At 64.2% G+C, this 18647-nt stretch carries 19 protein-coding genes and 1 riboswitch; of the genes, 9 read left to right on the plus strand and 10 right to left on the minus strand.

Translation table 11 applies throughout. From position 1 onward, the window contains the following. Positions 1-171 precede the first annotated feature (171 nt). Positions 172-573, minus strand: coding sequence for a hypothetical protein (locus FCS99_RS14370; protein WP_138513784.1), 402 nt, complete (start codon positions 571-573; stop codon positions 172-174). 240 nt (positions 574-813) lie between these two features. Here FCS99_RS14370 and FCS99_RS16340 point away from each other — a divergent pair, with 240 nt between their 5' ends. Continuing rightward, positions 814-936, plus strand: coding sequence for a hypothetical protein (locus FCS99_RS16340; RefSeq protein ID WP_267899625.1), 123 nt, complete (start codon positions 814-816; stop codon positions 934-936). 390 nt (positions 937-1326) lie between these two features. Here FCS99_RS16340 and FCS99_RS14375 read toward each other — a convergent pair whose 3' ends face one another. Further along, entirely contained in the window at positions 1327-2154 is an 828-nt protein-coding gene (locus FCS99_RS14375; RefSeq protein WP_138513786.1) for a hypothetical protein, read from the minus strand. A 313-nt stretch (positions 2155-2467) separates the two neighbouring features. Between FCS99_RS14375 and FCS99_RS14380 the strand changes: the two genes are divergently transcribed. Beyond that, complete coding sequence (locus tag FCS99_RS14380; RefSeq protein WP_138513788.1) at positions 2468-2656, plus strand: hypothetical protein; 189 nt, start codon at positions 2468-2470, stop codon at positions 2654-2656. A 44-nt stretch (positions 2657-2700) separates the two neighbouring features. On the opposite strand, the gene thiC is transcribed toward FCS99_RS14380, so the two are convergent. Next, on the minus strand, positions 2701-4590 hold the full coding sequence (gene thiC / locus FCS99_RS14385; RefSeq protein WP_138513790.1) for a phosphomethylpyrimidine synthase ThiC: 1890 nt from the start codon (positions 4588-4590) through the stop codon (positions 2701-2703). A 66-nt stretch (positions 4591-4656) separates the two neighbouring features. After that, a riboswitch (TPP riboswitch) is annotated at positions 4657-4760 on the minus strand. Between the two features lie 113 nt (positions 4761-4873). On the opposite strand from thiC, the gene FCS99_RS14390 reads away from it, so the two are divergent. The 3 genes from FCS99_RS14390 to FCS99_RS14400 all read left to right on the plus strand — a co-directional run bounded on the left by FCS99_RS14390 (position 4874) and on the right by FCS99_RS14400 (position 7646). Continuing rightward, entirely contained in the window at positions 4874-5422 is a 549-nt protein-coding gene (locus FCS99_RS14390; RefSeq protein ID WP_138513792.1) for a hypothetical protein, read from the plus strand. Between the two features lie 94 nt (positions 5423-5516). Beyond that, a complete protein-coding gene (locus FCS99_RS14395; RefSeq protein ID WP_138513794.1) occupies positions 5517-5882 on the plus strand; it encodes a hypothetical protein in 366 nt (121 codons plus the stop codon). 27 nt (positions 5883-5909) lie between these two features. Next, positions 5910-7646 carry a peptidoglycan-binding domain-containing protein gene (locus FCS99_RS14400; protein ID WP_138513796.1) on the plus strand — a complete coding sequence of 579 codons (1737 nt, stop codon included), beginning with the start codon at positions 5910-5912 and terminating at the stop codon, positions 7644-7646. Between the two features lie 77 nt (positions 7647-7723). Here FCS99_RS14400 and FCS99_RS14405 read toward each other — a convergent pair whose 3' ends face one another. Both FCS99_RS14405 and FCS99_RS14410 read right to left on the minus strand, forming a co-directional pair. Beyond that, positions 7724-8251 (minus strand): hypothetical protein, encoded by a 528-nt coding sequence (locus FCS99_RS14405; RefSeq protein ID WP_138513798.1) that lies wholly within the window; start codon positions 8249-8251, stop codon positions 7724-7726. Between the two features lie 135 nt (positions 8252-8386). Next, positions 8387-9655, minus strand: a complete 1269-nt coding sequence (locus tag FCS99_RS14410) for a dipeptidase (RefSeq protein ID WP_138513800.1) — start codon at positions 9653-9655, stop codon at positions 8387-8389. Between the two features lie 220 nt (positions 9656-9875). Here FCS99_RS14410 and FCS99_RS14415 point away from each other — a divergent pair, with 220 nt between their 5' ends. The 3 genes from FCS99_RS14415 to FCS99_RS14425 all read left to right on the plus strand — a co-directional run bounded on the left by FCS99_RS14415 (position 9876) and on the right by FCS99_RS14425 (position 12075). Further along, positions 9876-10985: an acyltransferase family protein gene (locus FCS99_RS14415; protein WP_138513802.1), complete on the plus strand. Its 1110-nt coding sequence runs from the start codon at positions 9876-9878 to the stop codon at positions 10983-10985. Between the two features lie 98 nt (positions 10986-11083). Beyond that, entirely contained in the window at positions 11084-11548 is a 465-nt protein-coding gene (locus FCS99_RS14420; protein WP_138513804.1) for a hypothetical protein, read from the plus strand. Then, a complete protein-coding gene (locus FCS99_RS14425; protein WP_138513806.1) occupies positions 11545-12075 on the plus strand; it encodes a hypothetical protein in 531 nt (176 codons plus the stop codon). The genes FCS99_RS14420 and FCS99_RS14425 overlap by 4 nt, the downstream gene beginning before the upstream one ends. On the opposite strand, the gene FCS99_RS14430 is transcribed toward FCS99_RS14425, so the two are convergent. From FCS99_RS14430 to FCS99_RS14440, 3 genes are all read right to left on the minus strand, one after another. Further along, entirely contained in the window at positions 12065-13354 is a 1290-nt protein-coding gene (locus FCS99_RS14430) for an adenylosuccinate synthase (RefSeq protein WP_138513808.1), read from the minus strand. The two genes, FCS99_RS14425 and FCS99_RS14430, sit on opposite strands and share 11 nt — an antisense overlap. Positions 13355-13509: 155 nt before the next feature. After that, entirely contained in the window at positions 13510-15042 is a 1533-nt protein-coding gene (locus FCS99_RS14435; protein ID WP_138513810.1) for a serine hydrolase domain-containing protein, read from the minus strand. A 92-nt stretch (positions 15043-15134) separates the two neighbouring features. Further along, a complete protein-coding gene (locus tag FCS99_RS14440) occupies positions 15135-15902 on the minus strand; it encodes an AraC family transcriptional regulator (RefSeq protein ID WP_171036397.1) in 768 nt (255 codons plus the stop codon). 186 nt (positions 15903-16088) lie between these two features. On the opposite strand from FCS99_RS14440, the gene FCS99_RS14445 reads away from it, so the two are divergent. Beyond that, positions 16089-16658, plus strand: coding sequence for a hypothetical protein (locus FCS99_RS14445; RefSeq protein ID WP_138513813.1), 570 nt, complete (start codon positions 16089-16091; stop codon positions 16656-16658). Between the two features lie 74 nt (positions 16659-16732). Here the strand turns inward: FCS99_RS14445 and FCS99_RS14450 are convergent, their stop codons facing one another. After that, positions 16733-17305: an acyloxyacyl hydrolase gene (locus FCS99_RS14450; RefSeq protein ID WP_138513815.1), complete on the minus strand. Its 573-nt coding sequence runs from the start codon at positions 17303-17305 to the stop codon at positions 16733-16735. A gap of 68 nt (positions 17306-17373) precedes the next feature. Further along, positions 17374-18564 carry a phosphoserine transaminase gene (locus FCS99_RS14455; RefSeq protein WP_233352850.1) on the minus strand — a complete coding sequence of 397 codons (1191 nt, stop codon included), beginning with the start codon at positions 18562-18564 and terminating at the stop codon, positions 17374-17376. Positions 18565-18647 lie beyond the last annotated feature (83 nt).

The raw sequence follows: 18647 nt of genomic DNA on the forward strand, positions 1-18647 counted from the left end.
CCAAACTCGTCAACGTCGCCGTCATGCGAAAGCTCATCGAGGCTGCAAACCTCGTCCTGAAACGCCAAACACCATGGCAATCAGAAATGCAAACGACATAGTTGCTTCTCCCCGGGGAGAAGGAGGTATGGAGCCTGTCATGAACGCTGCCGCTCCGCAGAGGCCAAAAGCCTACTGCAAGCGCTCGATCACCAAGTTCACACCCTGCCCGAAACCGGGACGCAGCCAGCAGACATGCGCACCGCGCTGTCCGACCGACCAGTCCGGCCAGCCCTCCCGGCAGCCAGAGCCATCCAACACGTCGTCTTCGCCCGACAGGGAGAGCTCAGGCTGGCCATTGATCAGCTCGATGTGCCAGCTGACCATCTCCCCCGCACCGCCGCAATCATAGGTGCCGGAGCCCATCCATTCCCCCTCCGTCAGGTCCTGGACCCCGTCCAAACGCAGCTCGCACGCCCCCTCCCCGAGCTCGATCCGCCAGATCTGGTCGGCCGGCAACAAGGGCGTGTCCTCGGCCAGGGTCGCCGGCGTGGCCGCAAAAGCGAGTGCAATGAGTGAAAGCGGAATGCGCATGATGTCCCCCGGTTTGTGTGGGAGGGAGGCTGCACGAAGGCGGATGAAGACGGGGTGAATGGGTGTCCCCGGTCGGGATGAAACCGGCGCGTCCGCTCCCCGGGCAAAGGTATGCGCGCAACCGGGCCCGCAAGAGCGATTGTCTCCTCTCCAGAAGCGCGCCGTATCCAAACCCCGCAATCAGGCGTATGACCGGGGCGTGCGCGTCCGCCGGATGCGCCTCGTGCGAAGGAGCACACCATGGCCAAAGGCCAGAAACGATCCAACAAGGAACACAAGAAACCCAAGGCGGCGAAAAAACCGGCCGTCGCCCCGGCTGCCGTCGGCAGCGTCGCCGGCGTCGTCGACCGCCTGCGCAAATAGCGCCAGCCCGTCTCTCCTGTCCGGGTTCACAAGCCCGGACAGGGCGGCCGGGAGGCGGTGGGGATGGGTGTGTCCGAGTTTTTCCGGTGCCCGGTTTTCCCTGTCGCATCAAACCCGTCATCCCCCGGCCGCAGCGAAGCGAAGGTCCGGGGGACCTCAGCCATCCTGCCGACCGGTGAGCCCAGCTCCCCCGGATGCCGGCTCAGCCGTCACCGTGGGATGACGGTGTGTGGTTTGGGCCGAAGGGCCGGAAGGGGTGAAAGCGCGCAGCGCTTTCAGGTCCTCATGAAGGTCACCCACTCCACCGCTTCGCGGTCTCCCTCGCCCATCAAGGGCGAGGACCTGTACGGCGCGGACTGGGTGAAATCGATGTGTGCCCCCGGCTTTCCCTCAATCATCAGCCCCATCATCCGCCAAAATCTCTTTGTCGATGTTTAGCTTAGCAATCAGCTTGTCAATCTCGGAAGCGCCAACAGGCCCGCTCACAATCAACCGAAATTTCGCCTTCTTCGACAGCATGCCGGAAATCAGCTCTCGCTCTTCGTCACCCAGCTTTGACTGAGACTGCTGAACCGGCCGCACAACCATCTCAGCATTGGATGCATCACTACCAAGCCGATCGTCTGCTGCTGCGCTCCGAACACTTGATGCCCTATTGGTCTCGAAAGATGCATCATCTGGATCGGCTTCGGCATCCCTCGACGTAGCGGCACCAAAATCTACTCCAATCCGCTTGAGGTCCTTCACGGTATCATCATACACACGTAAAAATTTTGCTGCGCCATCCTCGGTAAAGCCACTCTCAAACTTTAGCTGGCTCAGTGCATAGTTGTCTTCCGGACGCCCGTCGCCCCACTTCGATATATACGATCCAAGCACCGCCGGCTTGCTTGCAGACTCTTCGATAAGCGCTTCGCTCACGCCCGGTCGACGGTCCTCCAAAATTCGCCAACCTGAATCGCTGACTTTAATTCGGCGCTGCTTTCCAGACCCGCTTTCGTCAATAAGACCATAAGAAGCGAGAGCGGCAGCGACGCGCAAGGTGGAGCTGCTCGTCGGACGGAACCCCCAAGAATGAGCGGCGTCGGCAAGCAGCACCTCATGCCGTTTTGCGTCCGAAAACAACAAAGACACGTAGTCAATCGCCTTCGCAATACCTACATATGGAAACGCGGGGCTGCGCTCACGCTTTCCAAACGATTGAAAATCATCATTCATTTCCCACCTCCGAGCCGAGCACCGACGGGGGCACCCGAAAACTGCTTGGAAATTGTTAGCATTTGCTTGGGAAATTGACAAGGACCGCGAGCGCGCGTAACTTCTCGCCATCAGCTCAAGGAAGATCACTAATGTTGAGAATTATCTAGCCACGGCACGCGCGCTTACCCGTGCAAGTGGCCGGAACCAAAAGGGTCGTCCCTGAACCCGTCGCAAGGAAAGGACGACCCATGGTGAGCAGCAAGCTTGGCAGCTCCCCTCTTCTTTAGAGCGGAGCTGCCATTTTGTCAACGGAATCAGAAGGATTCTGAAAATGGCCAGTAAGAAGAAACTGACGCCGAAAGATGTCCTGGACATCAAACGCCGCTTGAAGCGCGGCGAACATCAGCATGATATTGCGGCCGCATACGGCCTCAATCAGGGGCGCATTTCGGAAATCAATACCGGCAAGCGCTTTGCGGATATTCCGCCGCCTGATGGTGATCAGCCCGGCTTGCTCTAGGCAAGCCGATAGCGGCGCGGCTACAGCCGCGCCGCATTCTTCTCCTAATCAATCGCCTCCCTAACCGACCCATCCTCACTCAAATAAATCTCCCCACCCTTCTCCCGGAACTCCGCCGCCTTCTCCGCCATCCCGGCCTCGGCTTGCGCCGATGCCGCCACATCATTCGGCGCCCGCGCACTCCCGAACGTGTCCCGGATCTCCTGAGTGATCTGCATCGAGCAGAACTTGGGCCCGCACATCGAACAGAAGTGGGCCACCTTGTGGGCCTCTTTCGGGAGGGTCTGGTCGTGGAAGTCGCGGGCGGTCTCGGGGTCAAGCGCCAAATTGAACTGGTCTTCCCAGCGGAACTCGAACCTTGCGCGTGACAGGGCGTCGTCGCGGATCTTGGCGGCGGGGTGGCCCTTGGCGAGGTCGCCGGCGTGGGCGGCGATCTTGTAGGTGACGACGCCGACCTTGACGTCATCGCGGTCGGGCAGGCCGAGATGTTCCTTGGGCGTGACATAGCAGAGCATGGCACAGCCGAACCAGCCGATCATGGCGGCGCCGATGCCGCTGGTGATGTGGTCATAGCCCGGCGCGATGTCCGTGGTGAGCGGGCCGAGCGTGTAGAAGGGGGCCTCGTGGCAGCACTCCAGCTGCTTGTCCATGTTCTCCTTGATCTTGTGCATGGCGACATGGCCGGGGCCTTCGATCATGACCTGGCAGCCCTTGTCCCAGGCGATTTTGGTCAGCTCGCCCAGGGTTTCCAGCTCGGCGAACTGGGCGCGGTCATTGGCGTCCGCGATGGAGCCGGGGCGCAGGCCGTCGCCCAGGGAGAAGCTCACATCATAGGCGCGCATGATGTCGCAGATTTCCTCGAAATGCGTGTAGAGGAAGCTCTCCTTGTGATGCGCCAGGCACCATTTGGCCATGATCGACCCGCCGCGCGAGACGATGCCCGTGACGCGGTCGGCGGTGAGCGGCACATAGGCCAGGCGCACGCCGGCATGGATGGTGAAATAGTCCACGCCCTGTTCGGCCTGCTCGATCAGCGTGTCGCGGAACACCTCCCAGGTCAGGTCCTCGGCGACGCCATTGACCTTCTCCAGCGCCTGGTAGATCGGCACGGTGCCGATCGGGACCGGGGAATTGCGCAGTATCCATTCGCGCGTGTTGTGGATATTCTTGCCGGTGGAGAGGTCCATCACCGTGTCGCCGCCCCAGCGGATCGCCCAGACCATTTTCTCCACCTCTTCCTCGACCGAGGAGGCGACGGCGGAATTGCCGATATTGGCATTGATCTTGGTCAGGAAATTGCGGCCGATGATCATCGGCTCGAGTTCCGGGTGGTTGATATTGGCCGGGATGATGGCGCGGCCGCGGGCGATCTCGTCGCGCACGAATTCCGGGGTGACATGTTCCGGGATGGAGGCGCCGAAGGACTGGCCGTCCGCAATGCGCTCGGCGGCGCCCTCGACGGCCACTTTGCGGCCCAGATTTTCCCGCTCGGCGACATAGACCATTTCCGGCGTGATGATGCCGGCCTTGGCGAATTCATACTGGGTGATCGGTTGGCCCTCGACGCCCTTGAGCGGCTTGTGCTGGGCCGGGAATTCGCGGGCGAGATATTTGCCGGTGGCGCCGCCATTATCGAGCGGGGAGAGCGGGCGGCCCTCATATTCCACCGTCTGGCGGTCCTGGTACCAGTCCAACCGGTGACGCGGCAGGCCGTGCTCGACATCCAGTTTGTGGTCGGGATCGCTGTAGGGACCGGACGTGTCATAGACGCGCACCGGCGGCTCGTTCGCCGTGGGGTGAAGATCGATCTCGCGATGCGGCACTTTCAGCGAGGGCGCCGTGGTCGGCGAGGTATAGACGCGGCGCGAGCCCGGCAGCGGCCCGGTGGTGACTTTCGGCGTCTCGAACTCGGATTGGGAGGTGGGCTTGTTCATGGCGGCGCGCCTTTCCTTTGCGAGGCGGGCGCCGGCGGCCAGATGAGTCCCGTCATCCTGCCCCTGGCAGGAAAAGTGCTCCATCCCGACGCCGGCATGACCCGGATCCGGTCCTAAGGGTGAAGTCTCAGCCCCGCCACAACATCAGCGGGACACCCCTTGGAACTGTTGGCGCGCAGCGTGGACGTCATGCACTGATTTGGCAAGCCGTTGCGGGCGGTGGCGATGTATTCATCGCGGGTTCAATGACAGGCTTCCAACCTGACACCCGGGAGGATTTCACATGTTGCTCAGTCTCTTTGCCAGCCTCGCCCTGATCCAGGCCGGGCCCGTGAAGCCGGTGATGGAGATCGACTTCACCGCTGCCAACGGCCATTGGGCGGAAGGTCAGGCGGGCGGTGTGTCCGGGTGCGAAGCGGGCGGGGCGGCGCGCAGGCTGGACATCCGCATCCTGACGGAACCACCGCATGAGCGCTCCGACAATATCGGTGAATTCACGGCCGATCTGGGCGACGGGACGGCTGTGTCCTTTGTCGTCAACGCGATCAATGTTCTGATGGACGAAGCGGGCGGCCAGGACATCCAGATCGGCGGCGGACAGGTCAATACGGTGGGCCGCTATATCGACGGGATCACCGACGGCCAGTTGCGCGGCCAGGCCGATCTGGACCTGCGCCTCGATGCGGACGGTCGCCTGCACCTGCTTGCGTTGCGCCAGGCGGAGGGGCGCGACCCCCGGTCCGCCGAAAACCTGGTTGTGGACGGCGCGCTGCCGGACGGGACAGAGCTGCGCGCCTTCGAGCGCTGCGGGAACTCGACCCAATCCCGCTGAGCGCCCGGCCGAGCCCCGATTTCGATTGCCTGCAATTCTGGCTTGTTGCAAACTTTCCGCTCGCCTGAGGCGATTATCGGGAGGAGGATCAATCATGTTGAAAAATGCTCTGGAAAGCGTGCGGGACGGGATCGAGGATCTGACGGAAGTGCGGGTCACCACCTTCACCGGGACGGCGGAACAGGTCCTGGGCGCGACGCGCAAGGAGGACGGGAGCTTCAAGTCGATGGACGAGATCCTGACCGATTTCGCCCCCGAGGGCGGCACGGTGCAGCTGGCCTGTATGAGCGTGCTGGATATCGACGGCGATGCCTTGTTTTTTCGCGCTGACGACGTCTCCGACGACCTGGTTACAGCGCATCAAGAGGCTGTCAGTGCGGGCATTGAGAGCCGTGCGGCGATTATCAGCCTGTTCCAGAACGTCATCAAATGGGGCGCGGACCAGGTCGCGGGCGATTAAGGCCGGCCCCCGGACCAGGACAGGGCCATGCCCACCCCGAAGAAAGACGAGACGGACCCGGAAATTGCCACCTATCGGCAGCCGGCGGACGGGCTGACACGGCTGGAAGCGCATCTGCATGGCCGCGAGGCCGGGCAGATCGCGCCGGCCCTGCCCCGTGATGCCGCCGAGACCCGCGGCGTGCCGGACACGCCGGCCCAGAAACGCTTTGCCGACGCCTTGGTCGAGCGCCTGCACCGGCTCGGCTATATCCGCTCGGGCGAGGCCGCCCATGTCCGGGCCCTGGCCGAGCAATCAGCGGGACGCGCGCTCAACAGCGATGCCTGCCGCGCCGCCGTCCACCTCTTCCAGCGCGAGGCCGGACTGGCCGTGGATGGCTGGCCGGGGCCGCAGACCTGGGATGCGCTGCAGGCCTATTTCGCCTTTGAAGGCGCCCGCGCCGAGCTGGGCCGCCGCCTGCGGCCGGGCGCGGATGACTGGCGGGCGAGACTGCGCGGCGCGCTGCTGCGGCTGGACATTCTCGGTCTCACCCATGAGGCGATCGGCGCGGCGCCGCTCTGGTCGGTCTCGCGGCTCAATCTGGATGCGTCCTGCCTGCCGCCGGCCGACACGCCCGCCTCCCGCGACACCACGCTCCGCACCCTGAACCAGGCACTGGAGGGTCCGCTCAGCCTCTTCAACTACAGCCTGGACCAGCTCGGCCTGCCCGGTGCGGGAGGCACGCGCCGGGAGCTGGTCGATCGGGTCCTGGCCTATGACAGCCTCGTCACGGCCCTGACCCGGCCGCTGGAGACCGCCCTGCCCGAACCGCGCATGGACCGGCCCGCGCAGGAGGATCCAGGCCAGATCCTGCACGGTTTCATCGCCCGCATCCTGCACGTGGAAATGTGGCTCAACGACTTCCTGCCCAGCCCCGGCGCCGCCCGCTCCGCCCTGCAGGACCACCAACAGCAATCGGACCTGGTGGCGGCGCTGACCGCCTTCCTCAGACAATTCCGCAAGGGCGAGACGCGCAAGCAGGCCAGCCGCGCCATCCTGACGGCCGGCGGGGAGGCCATCCGCCCGGACGTGATGGCCCGGCATTATGACTATCTCTTCCCCAACATCCTCTCCGCGGTGAGCTATCTGCTGAACCAGAGCGCCGGCCATGAACGGATCAATGAGGAATTGGCGCAGATCGCCGAGGAGGACCCGAAATTCGTCGAGACCATCCATGAGGAATCCCGCAGCCTGCGCTCCAAGCTCTGGGACGGCATCCGGCGGGTGATCGGCTGGGTCGGCGGTTTCATCAACCGTATCCGCAAACTGGTGCGCACCCTCGTGCAGCGCCTGGCCCGCATCGTCTTCGCCTTCTCGGTCGAGGCCATCAACATGGCCCGCGACGCCCTGCGCGTGATCGGGATGGGGATCACGCATTTCACCCAGCGCCAGGGCGGTGATGACCAGGGCGCGCTCAGCTATGTCCGGGACATGGATTTCGACTATCGCATCTGTCTCGACCCGGCCCAGTCCGGACGCGCCCGCCACTATGCCCGCTGGCTGACCCTGCGGGCGCGGGCCTTCAATCATACCGCCCAATTCCTGGCCGGTGTGGTGGGCGAGATCATCACCATTCTCAGGAATGGCGTGCTGACCGGCTGGATCGCGGTCGGCCTGGCCCTGCTGCGCCTGTCACGCCGGGCCCGGGAACTGGCCCGCTGGCTGGGCGAGGCCCGCGACCTGGCCGCCGAGGCCCGCTTCCAGCAGGAACGCGCAGCAGGCTGACCCCTCCACAAAAAAGACCGGGCCCCGAAAAGGGCCCGGCCAGCGTGGATCCGGCGAGGGAAAACCGGACTGGAGGACTAGCGCATCGCCATGCGGCGGCCATGACAGGCGTCGAACAGGGCGAGGAAAGCCTGCGCTTCCGGCCGTCCTTCGCGGGCAATCTCGGCGAGATAGGCCCGCGCGCGGATCGGGTCGGCCTCGCCGTCCTGTCCCGACAGGGCCAGACCGGCCAGCAGCCCGGCCCGCAGATTGCGGTCCTCGGCATAGAGACGTTCCAGCGCCTGATAGGCCCGCTGGCTCTGTCCCGGCCAGACACTCGAGGCCAGGGTCAGGTCCGCCAGCGTGTTGCGGCTGCCCGCATCATCCGCCTGGATCAGCGCGCCGGCCCAGTAGAAGGTCGCCACTTCCGGTGCGATATCGCGCTGGATGGCCATGGCATGAACATGCGGCGTGATCCCGTTGATGGCCGTGGCGACATACTGGGCGCGCTCCGCTTCATAACGGGCACAATCGCGGCTCTGGGCCGAGGCGGCCCCGATCAGTGCCGCGCCGAGCCCCCAGGCAATGGCAATCATGAAAAGAGCGGTCTTGGGCTTGCGAAACATGTCGCCTCTCCTCGTTCGATGAGGAGAATATGCGCGCCAGGCTTTAAACCGCTCTCAAGTCAGGCCCGCAATTTTGCCGCAAATTCAATTGGTTATATGCGAGGCAGAGCAAGATTCGATTAACCGTAAACCGGCCTAGTCGGTCACCGCCGCCGCTTCCGCCGCGCGCAGCACCCGCAACACATTGCCCGACCAGAGCATCTCGATCTCTTCCGGCGTGTAGCCCCGGGCGACCAGCTCGGCCGTCACAGCCGGGGTCTCGCTGGCATCTTCCCAGCCGCCGACACCGCCGCCGCCATCAAAATCTGACGCAATGCCGACATGCTCGATCCCGGCAACCTCGACGGCATGGTCGATATGGTCCGCCAGGATGGCGATATCGACATCGCCATGCTCGGCCCGCAACGCGGCCATCCCGTCCTGATAGGCCTGGATGATGTCCGGCGTGGCGGCCGCCCGGCCTTCCGGCGTGTGCAGGTTCAACTCGACCGCCAGGGCCCGTTGACCGTCCGTCACCGCCTGCGGCATCTCACCGATATAGCGGCGGAAGGCGACCATCTGGGCGACACCGCCATTGTCGCGGATCGCGCGCAGCTGCTCATCATCCAGATTGCGGGCATTGTCATAGACGCCACGGGCGCCCGAATGCGACGCCATGACCGGCGCGCGGGACAGTTCGATGGCTTCCAGCATGGTGGTCTTGCCGACATGGGAGACATCCACAACGATGCCATGATCATTCAGTGACGCGACCAGTTCGCGCCCCAGATCGCTCAGTCCCGGGTCTTCTTCGGGGTCACCGGCATCCGTATTCGGGTTGGATGAGCCCCCGAACTGGTTGTTCCCGAAATGCGTGATGGAGGCGTAGCGCACACCGCGCTCGGCCCACATGGGCACGTCCTCAACACTCTCGCCCAGCGGATAGGCGTTCTCCATGCCGATCAGCGCCACCAGGCGCCCGGACGCAGCGATCTCCTCGACCTCGTCCGCCGTGGTCGCCAGCGCGATCCGGTCGGGATAGGCCGCCAGCATGCGGCTGATCCCGGCATATTTCTCCTCGGCTGCCGCGCGGGCCGCCTCATAGCCCTCCGGCGTGGTCTCGCCCTGGCCGACATAGACGATGAAGAAGGCCGCATCGAGCCCGCCCTCGACCATTTTGGGCAGGTCGACCTGGGCATGGGTATGCTCGTCCGGATCCAGGGACGGTGTGCCATAGTCCGGCCCGATATCGACATGCGTGTCCAACGTCAGCGTCTCGAAGTGGAGAGCATGGGCGTCCAGTTCGGCCGGCGCACCGGCTTCCTCCACCCCGGCGCTTTCAACCGGGGCCTGCTCGGGGGCCGAACAGGCTGACAGCGCGAACAAAAGGGCCGCAGCGGAGACGGATGCGAGACGCTTGGACATAATTTCCCCCAGAAAAAGAAGCGCGGCCACTCTATCCGCAACACCTTGAGAAACAAGGCACTCACCCGTCCCGGAACGGTACGACCCCGTGGCTCTTTTCGGGAAAAGCTTGGCGGGACCTCAACACAAAAGGCGCGATCCTACGGATTTCATTAGGGTTTCATTAATCCCTGAAAGCCGCACGAAACTTGCGCCACTCCCCCTGATCCGAGGAGGGTGAATGATGACAGTGCGTGATTTCTGGCTGCGGGACGGGATGGGCCGTCTGGAAGACAAGTCCAATAATTTCACGGCCATGCGCATCCTGTTTGCGCTGATGGTGCTCTACGCCCATGCCCTCATCATTCCCCAGGGCCTGCCCTATGTCGGGGCCTGGCAGGTCACGGCGGACTTCCTGGTCAATTGCGCCCTGGACGGTTTCTTCATCCTGTCCGGCTACATGATCACCGCCTCGGCCATGAAATCGACCAGCCTCACCGGCTACGCCGCCTCGCGCATTTTCCGCATCTATCCCGGCCTGATCGCCTCGGTCATCGTCGTGATGGTGGCCACCATGTTTTTCACCAGCCTGCCGGCGGCGGAGTACTGGACCCATCGCGAGACCTGGCTCTTCCCGGTCAAACTCCTCACCCAGGCGGATCCGCTGGCCGGCCTGCCGGGTGCCTTTGAAGGCCTGCCGACCGCCTATCGGGCCAATGCGCCGCTGTGGACGATCCGGTTTGAACTCCTGGCCTATCTGGGTGTCGGCCTTCTGCTCGCCGCCGGCCTCTACAAGCACAAGCTCCTGGTCCTGTTCTGGGCCCTGGCCGCCTGTGCCGGTGGCGCGCTGGTCATCCAGTTCGGCTATTCCGGACCGGGCGATGACACGATCCAGACCCTGTCGCGCTTCGCCCCGGCCTTCATGATCGGCGCCGCCTTCCATGCCGGCCGCGCGCATCTGCGCCTGAGCCCGGCCCTCATCGTCCTGACGCTGGCGGCCGCCCTGGCCTCCTCCCACCTCGCCATCGGCGGCATCATGAAAGATGTCTTCCTGGCCGCCCTCTTCATCTGGATGGGCCACCGGCACATTCCCGGCCGCACCGGCGAAGCCGTGCGCAATGTCGAGGACATCTCCTACGGCATCTACATCCTGCACTGGCCGCTGGGCCAGATGCTGGCCGTGAGCCTGCCGACGATGAACACGACACTGCTGGCCCTGGCCATGTTCCTCGCCGTCCTGCCCGTCGCCTGGCTGATGCGGGTCCTCGTGGAAAGCCCGTCCCTGGTGCTGAAGTCGAAACTGTTTCCGCGCAAACGCGTTGACGTCACCAAGGCCGCGGTGCCCGCCTAGGTCGCATCAGGCGACTATCCACAACTCGCACATTGAACTGGCTTGGCAGGTCCACCCTGTCAGGCCAGTTTCCACATGGGGACAAGAGGGGGATCTTCATGACCGACGCTGCGGCCAAGCCGATTGATATCGATAATGAAACCTACGACCTGCTGAGCCGGGCACGCCAGAATGCCTATGTGGGCTTCTGGGTGGCCGCGTCCAATCTGCTCGTTGGCATGCTGACCTTCAACGGCATCGAGATATTCGGACCCGCCGCAACGGATTCAGCCCAGCGGCTGTTCGAACTGGTCTTCACCATCGTCTACGCCCTGACCGTGTTCGGTTTCGCCTTCTGGTCCTGGACCGGGTCGCGTATCGGCGCGCTTCTTGTCCTGGGCTTTATCGCCATGGAAATCCTCGGGACGGTCCTGGTCATTCTGTCCGGCCGGATGATCATTCCCTGGATGCTCGTCATCCTGACCATCTTTGCCGTCAACGGCTTCCTCGGCAGCCTCGCCTACCAGGCTGAACGCAAACGCCTCAAGGACCTGATCGCATCGGGCGAGGCGGTTGCGGCATGACCAAACGCGGAACCTATGTCGGCGTCGACATCATGAAGCCGGTCGCGCCAACGTCGGAAAAGCAGGCGGAACTGCAGGCTGAAGCGGAGGCCGATGCTTTCGCGGGTTTCGACCTGAATACGCTGGAAGGCGCTCGCAATGCCGTGCGCCCGGCCGCCGTGCTGCTAGGCCTCCAAGCCTTGTTCAGCCTGGTCTTTGCGGCCCTGTATGCGGGTCAGGATGTCACCCTGGCCCTCACTCACACCCTTGGGCTCGTACTGTTGGGCAGTCTGGCCGGCTTCGTCTTCGTCGGAAGCCGAATTGCCACAATCCTGGCGGCGCTTTGGGTGGCGCTCGAATGGCTCACCAAGGTGATCAATATCCTCAATGGCGAACTGGGCTATATCCTGTCCGGAACCATATATCTGGTTTTCCTGACCGGGGCTGTGGCATGGGCCGTGCCTGCGAGTTTTGCCTATGTCCGGCATGCGCGAAAGGCCAAGACGGAGCCCGCCGAGCCGAATACGCCGGACTCCCCTACCCCTTGAACGGGTCCTGCATCAGGATCACGTCCTCGCGTTCCGGCGAGGTGGAGACCAGGGCGATCGGGCATTCGATCAGTTCTTCCAGGCGGCGGACATATTTGACGGCTTCGGCCGGCAGGTCGGCCCAGGATCGGGCGCCTGCGGTGGAGCCTTCCCAGCCCTGCAGCTCTTCATAGACCGGTTTGACGCGCGCCTGGGCTTCCTTGCCGGCCGGCAGGTAGTCGAGGCGTTCACCGTCGAGGTCATAGGCCACGCAGACCTTGATCGTCTTGAACCCGTCCAGCACGTCCAGCTTGGTCAGGGCGACGCCGTGCACACCGCCGACCTGCAGGGTCTGGCGGGTGATGACAGCGTCGAACCAGCCGCAGCGGCGCTTGCGTCCGGTGACCACGCCGAATTCACGGCCGCGCTCGCCCAGGGACTGGCCGTCTTCGTCGAACAGCTCGGTCGGGAAGGGGCCTTCACCGACGCGGGTCATGTAAGCCTTGGCGATGCCCAGCACATAACCGACATCCTTGGGACCGACGCCGGTGCCGGCCGAGGCCTGGCCGGAGACGGTGTTGGACGAGGTCACGAAAGGATAGGTGCCGTGGTCCACGTCCAGCAGGGCGCCCTGGGCGCCTTCGAACAGGACTTTCTGGTCGGAATCGATGACGGATTTCAGCACGCGCCAGACCGGCGCGGCATAGGGCAGGATTTTCGGCGCGATCTCGAGCAGTTCGGCGACGAGCTGGTCCGCGGAATATTCCGGCTGGTTCATGCCGCGGCGCAGGGCGTTGTGGTGGTGCAGGATTTCGGCGACGCGGGCGCGCAGAGCCTTTTCGTCGGCCAGGTCGACCACGCGGACGGCGCGGCGTCCGACCTTGTCTTCATAGGCCGGACCGATACCGCGGCGGGTCGTGCCGATGGCCTCGCCGTCATCGCGGTTCTCGCGCATGGCGTCGAGTTCGCGATGGATCGGCAGGATCAGCGAGGCTGTCTCGGAAATCTTCACGACTTCCGGGGTGATGGCGACGCCCTGTTCGGCGATGCGGTCGACCTCGGCCACGAAGGCCCAGGGATCAACGACCACACCATTGCCGATCACGGAGAGCTTGCCGCGGACCACGCCGGAGGGCAGCAGGGAAAGCTTGTAGACATTCTCGCCGACGACGAGCGTATGGCCGGCATTGTGACCGCCCTGGAAGCGGGCCACCACATCGGCGCGGTGCGACAGCCAGTCAACCAGCTTGCCCTTGCCTTCATCGCCCCATTGAGCGCCGACGACTGTCACATTGGCCATTTCAGCCTCCCGTTTTGAGCCCCGGCCATCCGGCTGACACCCGGCCCGGCCCGACAATGGGCAGGGGCGGAAAGTCAGTCATCTGAGGATCAGGAATGGCCGGTCCGAACGGGCCGCAGGCTTAGAACAGATCGGGGGCGCTCACAAGAGACGGATCAGCGGTCCGCACCCCCCGTTCGCGCAAAGCGGATGCCCTCATATGTCAGGGCCTGCACCTGCCCGCTCGCATCGCGCTCGAATTCGATCGGATCGGGAACGGAACCGGGATTGTTCCAGCCGGCAAACAGGTCCGGACGCCCCGGCTCGAGAGTGAGGCGGTAATCGCCCAGGTGCGCCACCAATGCCCGGTCTTCCAGGCCCACCCGGAACGCCACCCCGTCGAGACCGGCGGAATAGACGCCCTCATAAGCAGCCAGCGCATCGGCCGGCGGGGTCCAGGCCCAGCCGTCCCAGCGGGCCTCCGCTCGGAATTCGTCCAGCGCCTCGCGGCGACGGTTGAGCAGCCAGTCGATCCGCGGCGGATATTGCTCGACCCGGATATCCGCCCAGCGCTCGGCATCCTCATGCTCGATCAGGAATTGCAGATACATGATCACCGTGCGGCTGGTCAGCCAGCCGGTCATGTTGTCGGAATTGGAGAAGCTGGCGATACCGACACCCAGATCCGGCGAGAAGGCCATCATGGTGCGCGCGCCGGTATAGCCCCCGCCATGGACATAGAGGGCATGGCCCTCGAAATCACAGACATTCCAGCCCAGCGCATAGCCCGAACAGGGCAGTTCGATCGCATTGCGGCCGTCTTCCTGGTGCGTGTCGACGAAAGAGGTCTGGGCGGTGGTGACCATGTCGGCGGTCAGGCCGGATCCGGCCGGGCCTTCACCGCGCAATTGCAGCTGCAGCCAGTGCGCCATGTCGGTCGTGGAGGTCACCATGCCGCCGGCGGATTGCATCATCCCGTCCGTCTTCGGCGGCACATCGGCCCAGCCGGTCTCCCCGCCGGTCCAGATATGGTTCCAGGACAGGGTATCGAGGCTGAAATCGGAGGTCCTTGCCGAGGTGTGGTCGAGCCCCAGCGGCTGGAAAATGTCCTCGGCCAGCCAGTCCTGCCAGGCCCGGCCGGTCGCGCTCTCCAGGATCGCGCCATAAATGTTGTAACCCAGATTGTCATAGTCGAAACCAGGCTCGCGAGCGGATCCGAAATTCGAGATCAGGACCGGATAGAGGTCCGGCTCCACCCGCATCGCATAGGCTTCCAGAAAGGTCAGGACATCGACACTGATCGGCACCTGGTGGGTGATCAGGTCGCGCAGCGTCCAGTCCGCTGCGTCCAGCCCGCCGGGCAGCTCCAGGCCGGGCCAGTGATCGGCGATCGTGCTGTCCAGGGACAGAATGCCCTGGGCATCCAGCCGCGCCGCCAGCAAGCCCATGAAGGCCTTGGTCTGCGAGGCGATATAGATCGGCGTGTCCGGCGTGAAAGGCGCGCCCGTCGCCGTATGGCGGATGCCATCGGTCCGGTTGAGGAGGACCTCGTCCGCCGTCACCACGACCACGCCATAGCCCGGATCGATACCCTCAAAACGGTCCAGCCAGGCGTCCAGAGACTGGACGGCACCTTGCGGGGTTTCCGCGTGCGCCAGAGGGGCGAGGCAGGTCAGGGCCAGGGCGGCGAGACAGGTTGTAACACGCATGGTCAACTCCGGTTGGACTTCAGTTGGCAACCTGTCTAGGCGAACCCCGCCAACCTGGCTTGAACGGATGTAACGCGGTGCAGGATCGTCCGTCAGGCGGCCTGCATCAGGCGTCGCAACCGGCTCGGGGCATGCCCGGTCTGGCGCTTGATCGCCCGGCACAGATGCGCCTGGTCGGCAAAGCCGGCCTCGGCCGCAACCCGGGCGAGACTGTCCCGCGCCCCCATCAATCCCAGCGCCCGGGAAACACGGCAGCGGGTCCGGTAAACGCTCGGCGGGATGGTGAAATGGCGGACGAATTCCCGCGAGGCCTGAACACGGTGCACGCCCGCCTCGACGGCCATCACCGCAAAATCCGCCTCATCCTCCGGATCGCCCAGGCGCTGCCGGATCGTCAGCAGCCAGTCGGGGACGGGTCCGCATGTCCGCTCGGCCGGGCCGGACAGGGCCAGAAGATCGGTGAGGATCGCACCGGCATCGGCCTCCGGCTCATCCAGCAGCCCGATCAGGTCGGACAGCGCCCGGTCCGGACGGCAGGACCGCCACGACCAGTCCTCACCGACCACAGCGGACAGATCGCTCGCCGGATCGATGTTCACCGACAGGATGACCGCGCCATCCCGGCCGTAATCATTGGCGTGATCCAGTCCGGCCGGCTTGATGCAGAGGCTGGGCAGGTCCGTCTCCACTTCCCGCCCGTCATGACGCTCGCGGATGGCGCCGGCCAGAAGGAAGGAAATCTGGTGATGGTCATGATTGTGGGTCGCCATCCCGCTGGCGGCACCATAGCCGGTCAGGCGCACATGCGTGCCCTGGTGCCGGATCAGCTCTGTCTGCCGGTATTTCATCAAATTGCGCATCCCATGCTTCTCATCGTCAGATGCCTGAGAGCCCATGATCGGATGATGAAAGCTTGGTCATTTGACCGCGAACCCCTGCGACGAACCGCCGGGAAAGTGCGATGAAGCGTCCCGGCTTCGCCTTGCCGCCCATTGCGCCCCATGCCAGCGTGATGAAACGCTGATGCTGTATCGGGAGGGATCGTGATGAAATTGACCAAGCTTGCCGCGATGGCGGCACTCTTCAGCCTCGCCGCCAGCCCGGCGCTCGCCCAAGCGGGCGCGCCGGCTTGCACGGCTGACGTCCATGATGATTTCGACTTCTGGGTCGGCGAATGGAATGTCTATGCCCCGGGAAATGAAGAGGGTTTGGGCCCCTATGTCGGCCATAACACGGTCGAGAAAATCCACGGTGGATGCCTGATCACCGAACATTGGGTCAACACGGCGGGCGCCGGCGGGGAAAGCATGAACATGTATGACCCGCTGATCGGCGCCTGGCGCCAGGTCTGGATGAGCAATGGCTGGTTCATCGACTATACCGGCGGTCTCGATGAGGACGGCGCCATGGTGCTGACCGGAAACTCCCATACCGCCCAGACCGGCGTGACATCCCCCATCCGCGGCACCTGGACCCTGCAGGATGACGGCACGGTCCGTCAGGTCTTCGAACAACCCGATGCGGAAGGTGAGTGGCAGATCGTCTTCACCGGCGTCTATGTCCGCGAGGAAAACGACCCGCGCGCCGAAGAAGCCGAGGCGGCCCGGGCGGGCTGACATTCCCCGGCGTTGAACAAAAATAGGCCCCGCAGATCACTGCGGGGCCTATTTTTTGATCCGGATGCGTCGGCCTACTGACCGAAGCGATAGCCGAAGCGGATGCCGACATTGTCGAGGGCCTGGTTGCGGCCCGAGGCCAGGATCTGGCCGTGAGAGATATGCTCGTAATAGGCACCGACCGACCAGGTCTCGGTCAGGTCATAGTCCAGGCCCAGGGCCGTGTGGAACAGGATTTCATTGCCCATCAGCGCCCGGGTCGTGGCCAGGCGGATACGGGTCGGATCGCCGGGAGGGGAATTCGGGTCAATGTCGACGACGCCGTCATTGTAGGACAGGCCTTCACGGATCTCGAGATTCCAGCCCTCGGCGAATTCCCAATTCCAGGCCAGACCGGCCGCCCCGAAATTCGTCAGGCCATTCGTGTTGAAGGAGCCGTACACATAGGGGCGCGGCGACCAGATGATGGCGAGGAAATCCGGCGACGGAAACAGGATGTCGGCGGTGATGTTGGGACCGTCTTCGACATGGTCGGACAGGTCATGCGCCGTGGCACCGAGACGGAATTCGAAGCCGCGATCATCATCGGCCATGGCCGTGGCCGACAGACAAGAGACAGCCAGAACGGCCAAACCGGTACGAAGCATGAGCATTTCCCCTCTACCCGCCCGGTCGGGCGGTCAGTTCAGATTCGTTATGAGCGATACCGCTTTGATCACATCGCGTCCAGCGCTTCGCGATAGGCCCAGTCAAGCCAGGGCCCCAGCGCGGCGATGTCATCCGCCTCGATCGTCGGACCGCACCAGATGCGGATCCCCGGTACGGAAGACCGGTGCATGTTGACGTCCAGGGCCGCATTCTCCCGCTCCAGCAGGGAACACAGCTTCTTGGTCAGCGCCCATTGCGCTTCGGTATCCATCGCCAGCACCGCCGGTTCGGTGAATTTGAACGCCACCGACAGGGGCGAGCGCACAGCTTCGTCCTCGCACAGATAGCTCGCCCAGTCGCAAGTCTGCGCCCAGGCATCGAGCGCCTCGAAATTGGCTTCGCGCCGCTTGATCAGGGCGTCCAGCCCGCCGATCCGGCTCGCCCATTTCAGTGCGGCGACATAGTCCTCGACCGCCATCAGGGAGGGTGTGTTGAGGGTGGAGCCCTCATAGATCGCCATATTGGCCTGATCGCCCTTGTGCAGCTGCAGGATGGCCGGGACCGGCCAATCCGGCTTGTAGCTGTTGAGGCGTTCGATGGCGCGCGGCCCCATCACCAGCATGCCGTGCTGGGCTTCGCCGCCCATGCATTTCTGCCAGGAGAAGGTCAGCACATCGATCTTGGACCAGTCGATATCCACGGCGAAGGCGCCGGAGGTCGCATCACACAGGGTCAGGCCCGCGCGGTCCGCATCGATCCAGTCATAATCGGGGATGCAGACACCGGCCGCCGTGCCGTTGAGCGTGAACACCGCATCGCGCTGGCCGTCATATTCCGACAGGTCCGGCAATTGACCGGCCGGGGTCTGGAAGATGCGCAGATCATCCAGCGGCAATTCCTCGCGGGCATCCGTCGCCCAGCGATTGCCGAACACATCCCAGGCGAACACATCGACGCCCCGCGGGCCCAGCAGGGACCACATCGCCGCTTCCATCGCGCCGGTGTCGGACCCCGGCATGACAGCAACGTGATAGCCTTCAGGCAGGCCGAGCAGGACATGGGTCCGCTCGATCGCTTCCTTGATGCGCGCCAGACCCGGTCCGCCACGGTGGGTGCGCGAGAGCGGCGCATCGGCGATCGCCTCCCAAGACCAGCCCGGATATTTCTTCACGGGACCGCAGGAGAAACGCGGATCCGACGGTCGCAGGACGGGTTTGGGATTATTCGTGTGGGTCGGGGCGGTCATCGTATCGTCCACGGCGGGTCTCCGGCAGGTGGCAGCAGGCAAGTCGGTACAGCGGTTTGCACGTTGACGCCCTGAGTGCGTCGGGGCAAGAGGCT

It is taken from the genome of Maricaulis alexandrii (genome assembly GCF_005871165.1).
Taxonomy (GTDB): Bacteria; Pseudomonadota; Alphaproteobacteria; order Caulobacterales; family Maricaulaceae; genus Maricaulis; species Maricaulis alexandrii.

Excerpts from the sequence above, each read along its gene's own strand:
- FCS99_RS14445 (WP_138513813.1), top strand. The coding sequence starts at position 16,089 with ATGAAATTGACCAAGCTTGCCGCGATGGCGGCACTCTTCAGCCTCGCC.
- FCS99_RS14425 (WP_138513806.1), top strand. The coding sequence starts at position 11,545 with ATGACCAAACGCGGAACCTATGTCGGCGTCGACATCATGAAGCCGGTC.
- FCS99_RS14430 (WP_138513808.1), bottom strand. The coding sequence starts at position 13,354 with ATGGCCAATGTGACAGTCGTCGGCGCTCAATGGGGCGATGAAGGCAAG.
- FCS99_RS16340 (WP_267899625.1), top strand. The coding sequence starts at position 814 with ATGGCCAAAGGCCAGAAACGATCCAACAAGGAACACAAGAAACCCAAG.
- FCS99_RS14395 (WP_138513794.1), top strand. The coding sequence starts at position 5,517 with ATGTTGAAAAATGCTCTGGAAAGCGTGCGGGACGGGATCGAGGATCTG.
- FCS99_RS14380 (WP_138513788.1), top strand. The coding sequence starts at position 2,468 with ATGGCCAGTAAGAAGAAACTGACGCCGAAAGATGTCCTGGACATCAAA.
- FCS99_RS14440 (WP_171036397.1), bottom strand. The coding sequence starts at position 15,902 with ATGCGCAATTTGATGAAATACCGGCAGACAGAGCTGATCCGGCACCAG.
- thiC (WP_138513790.1), bottom strand. The coding sequence starts at position 4,590 with ATGAACAAGCCCACCTCCCAATCCGAGTTCGAGACGCCGAAAGTCACC.
- FCS99_RS14420 (WP_138513804.1), top strand. The coding sequence starts at position 11,084 with ATGACCGACGCTGCGGCCAAGCCGATTGATATCGATAATGAAACCTAC.
- FCS99_RS14435 (WP_138513810.1), bottom strand. The coding sequence starts at position 15,042 with ATGCGTGTTACAACCTGTCTCGCCGCCCTGGCCCTGACCTGCCTCGCC.
- FCS99_RS14410 (WP_138513800.1), bottom strand. The coding sequence starts at position 9,655 with ATGTCCAAGCGTCTCGCATCCGTCTCCGCTGCGGCCCTTTTGTTCGCG.
- FCS99_RS14370 (WP_138513784.1), bottom strand. The coding sequence starts at position 573 with ATGCGCATTCCGCTTTCACTCATTGCACTCGCTTTTGCGGCCACGCCG.
- FCS99_RS14405 (WP_138513798.1), bottom strand. The coding sequence starts at position 8,251 with ATGTTTCGCAAGCCCAAGACCGCTCTTTTCATGATTGCCATTGCCTGG.
- FCS99_RS14390 (WP_138513792.1), top strand. The coding sequence starts at position 4,874 with ATGTTGCTCAGTCTCTTTGCCAGCCTCGCCCTGATCCAGGCCGGGCCC.
- FCS99_RS14415 (WP_138513802.1), top strand. The coding sequence starts at position 9,876 with ATGATGACAGTGCGTGATTTCTGGCTGCGGGACGGGATGGGCCGTCTG.
- FCS99_RS14375 (WP_138513786.1), bottom strand. The coding sequence starts at position 2,154 with ATGAATGATGATTTTCAATCGTTTGGAAAGCGTGAGCGCAGCCCCGCG.
- FCS99_RS14450 (WP_138513815.1), bottom strand. The coding sequence starts at position 17,305 with ATGCTTCGTACCGGTTTGGCCGTTCTGGCTGTCTCTTGTCTGTCGGCC.
- FCS99_RS14400 (WP_138513796.1), top strand. The coding sequence starts at position 5,910 with ATGCCCACCCCGAAGAAAGACGAGACGGACCCGGAAATTGCCACCTAT.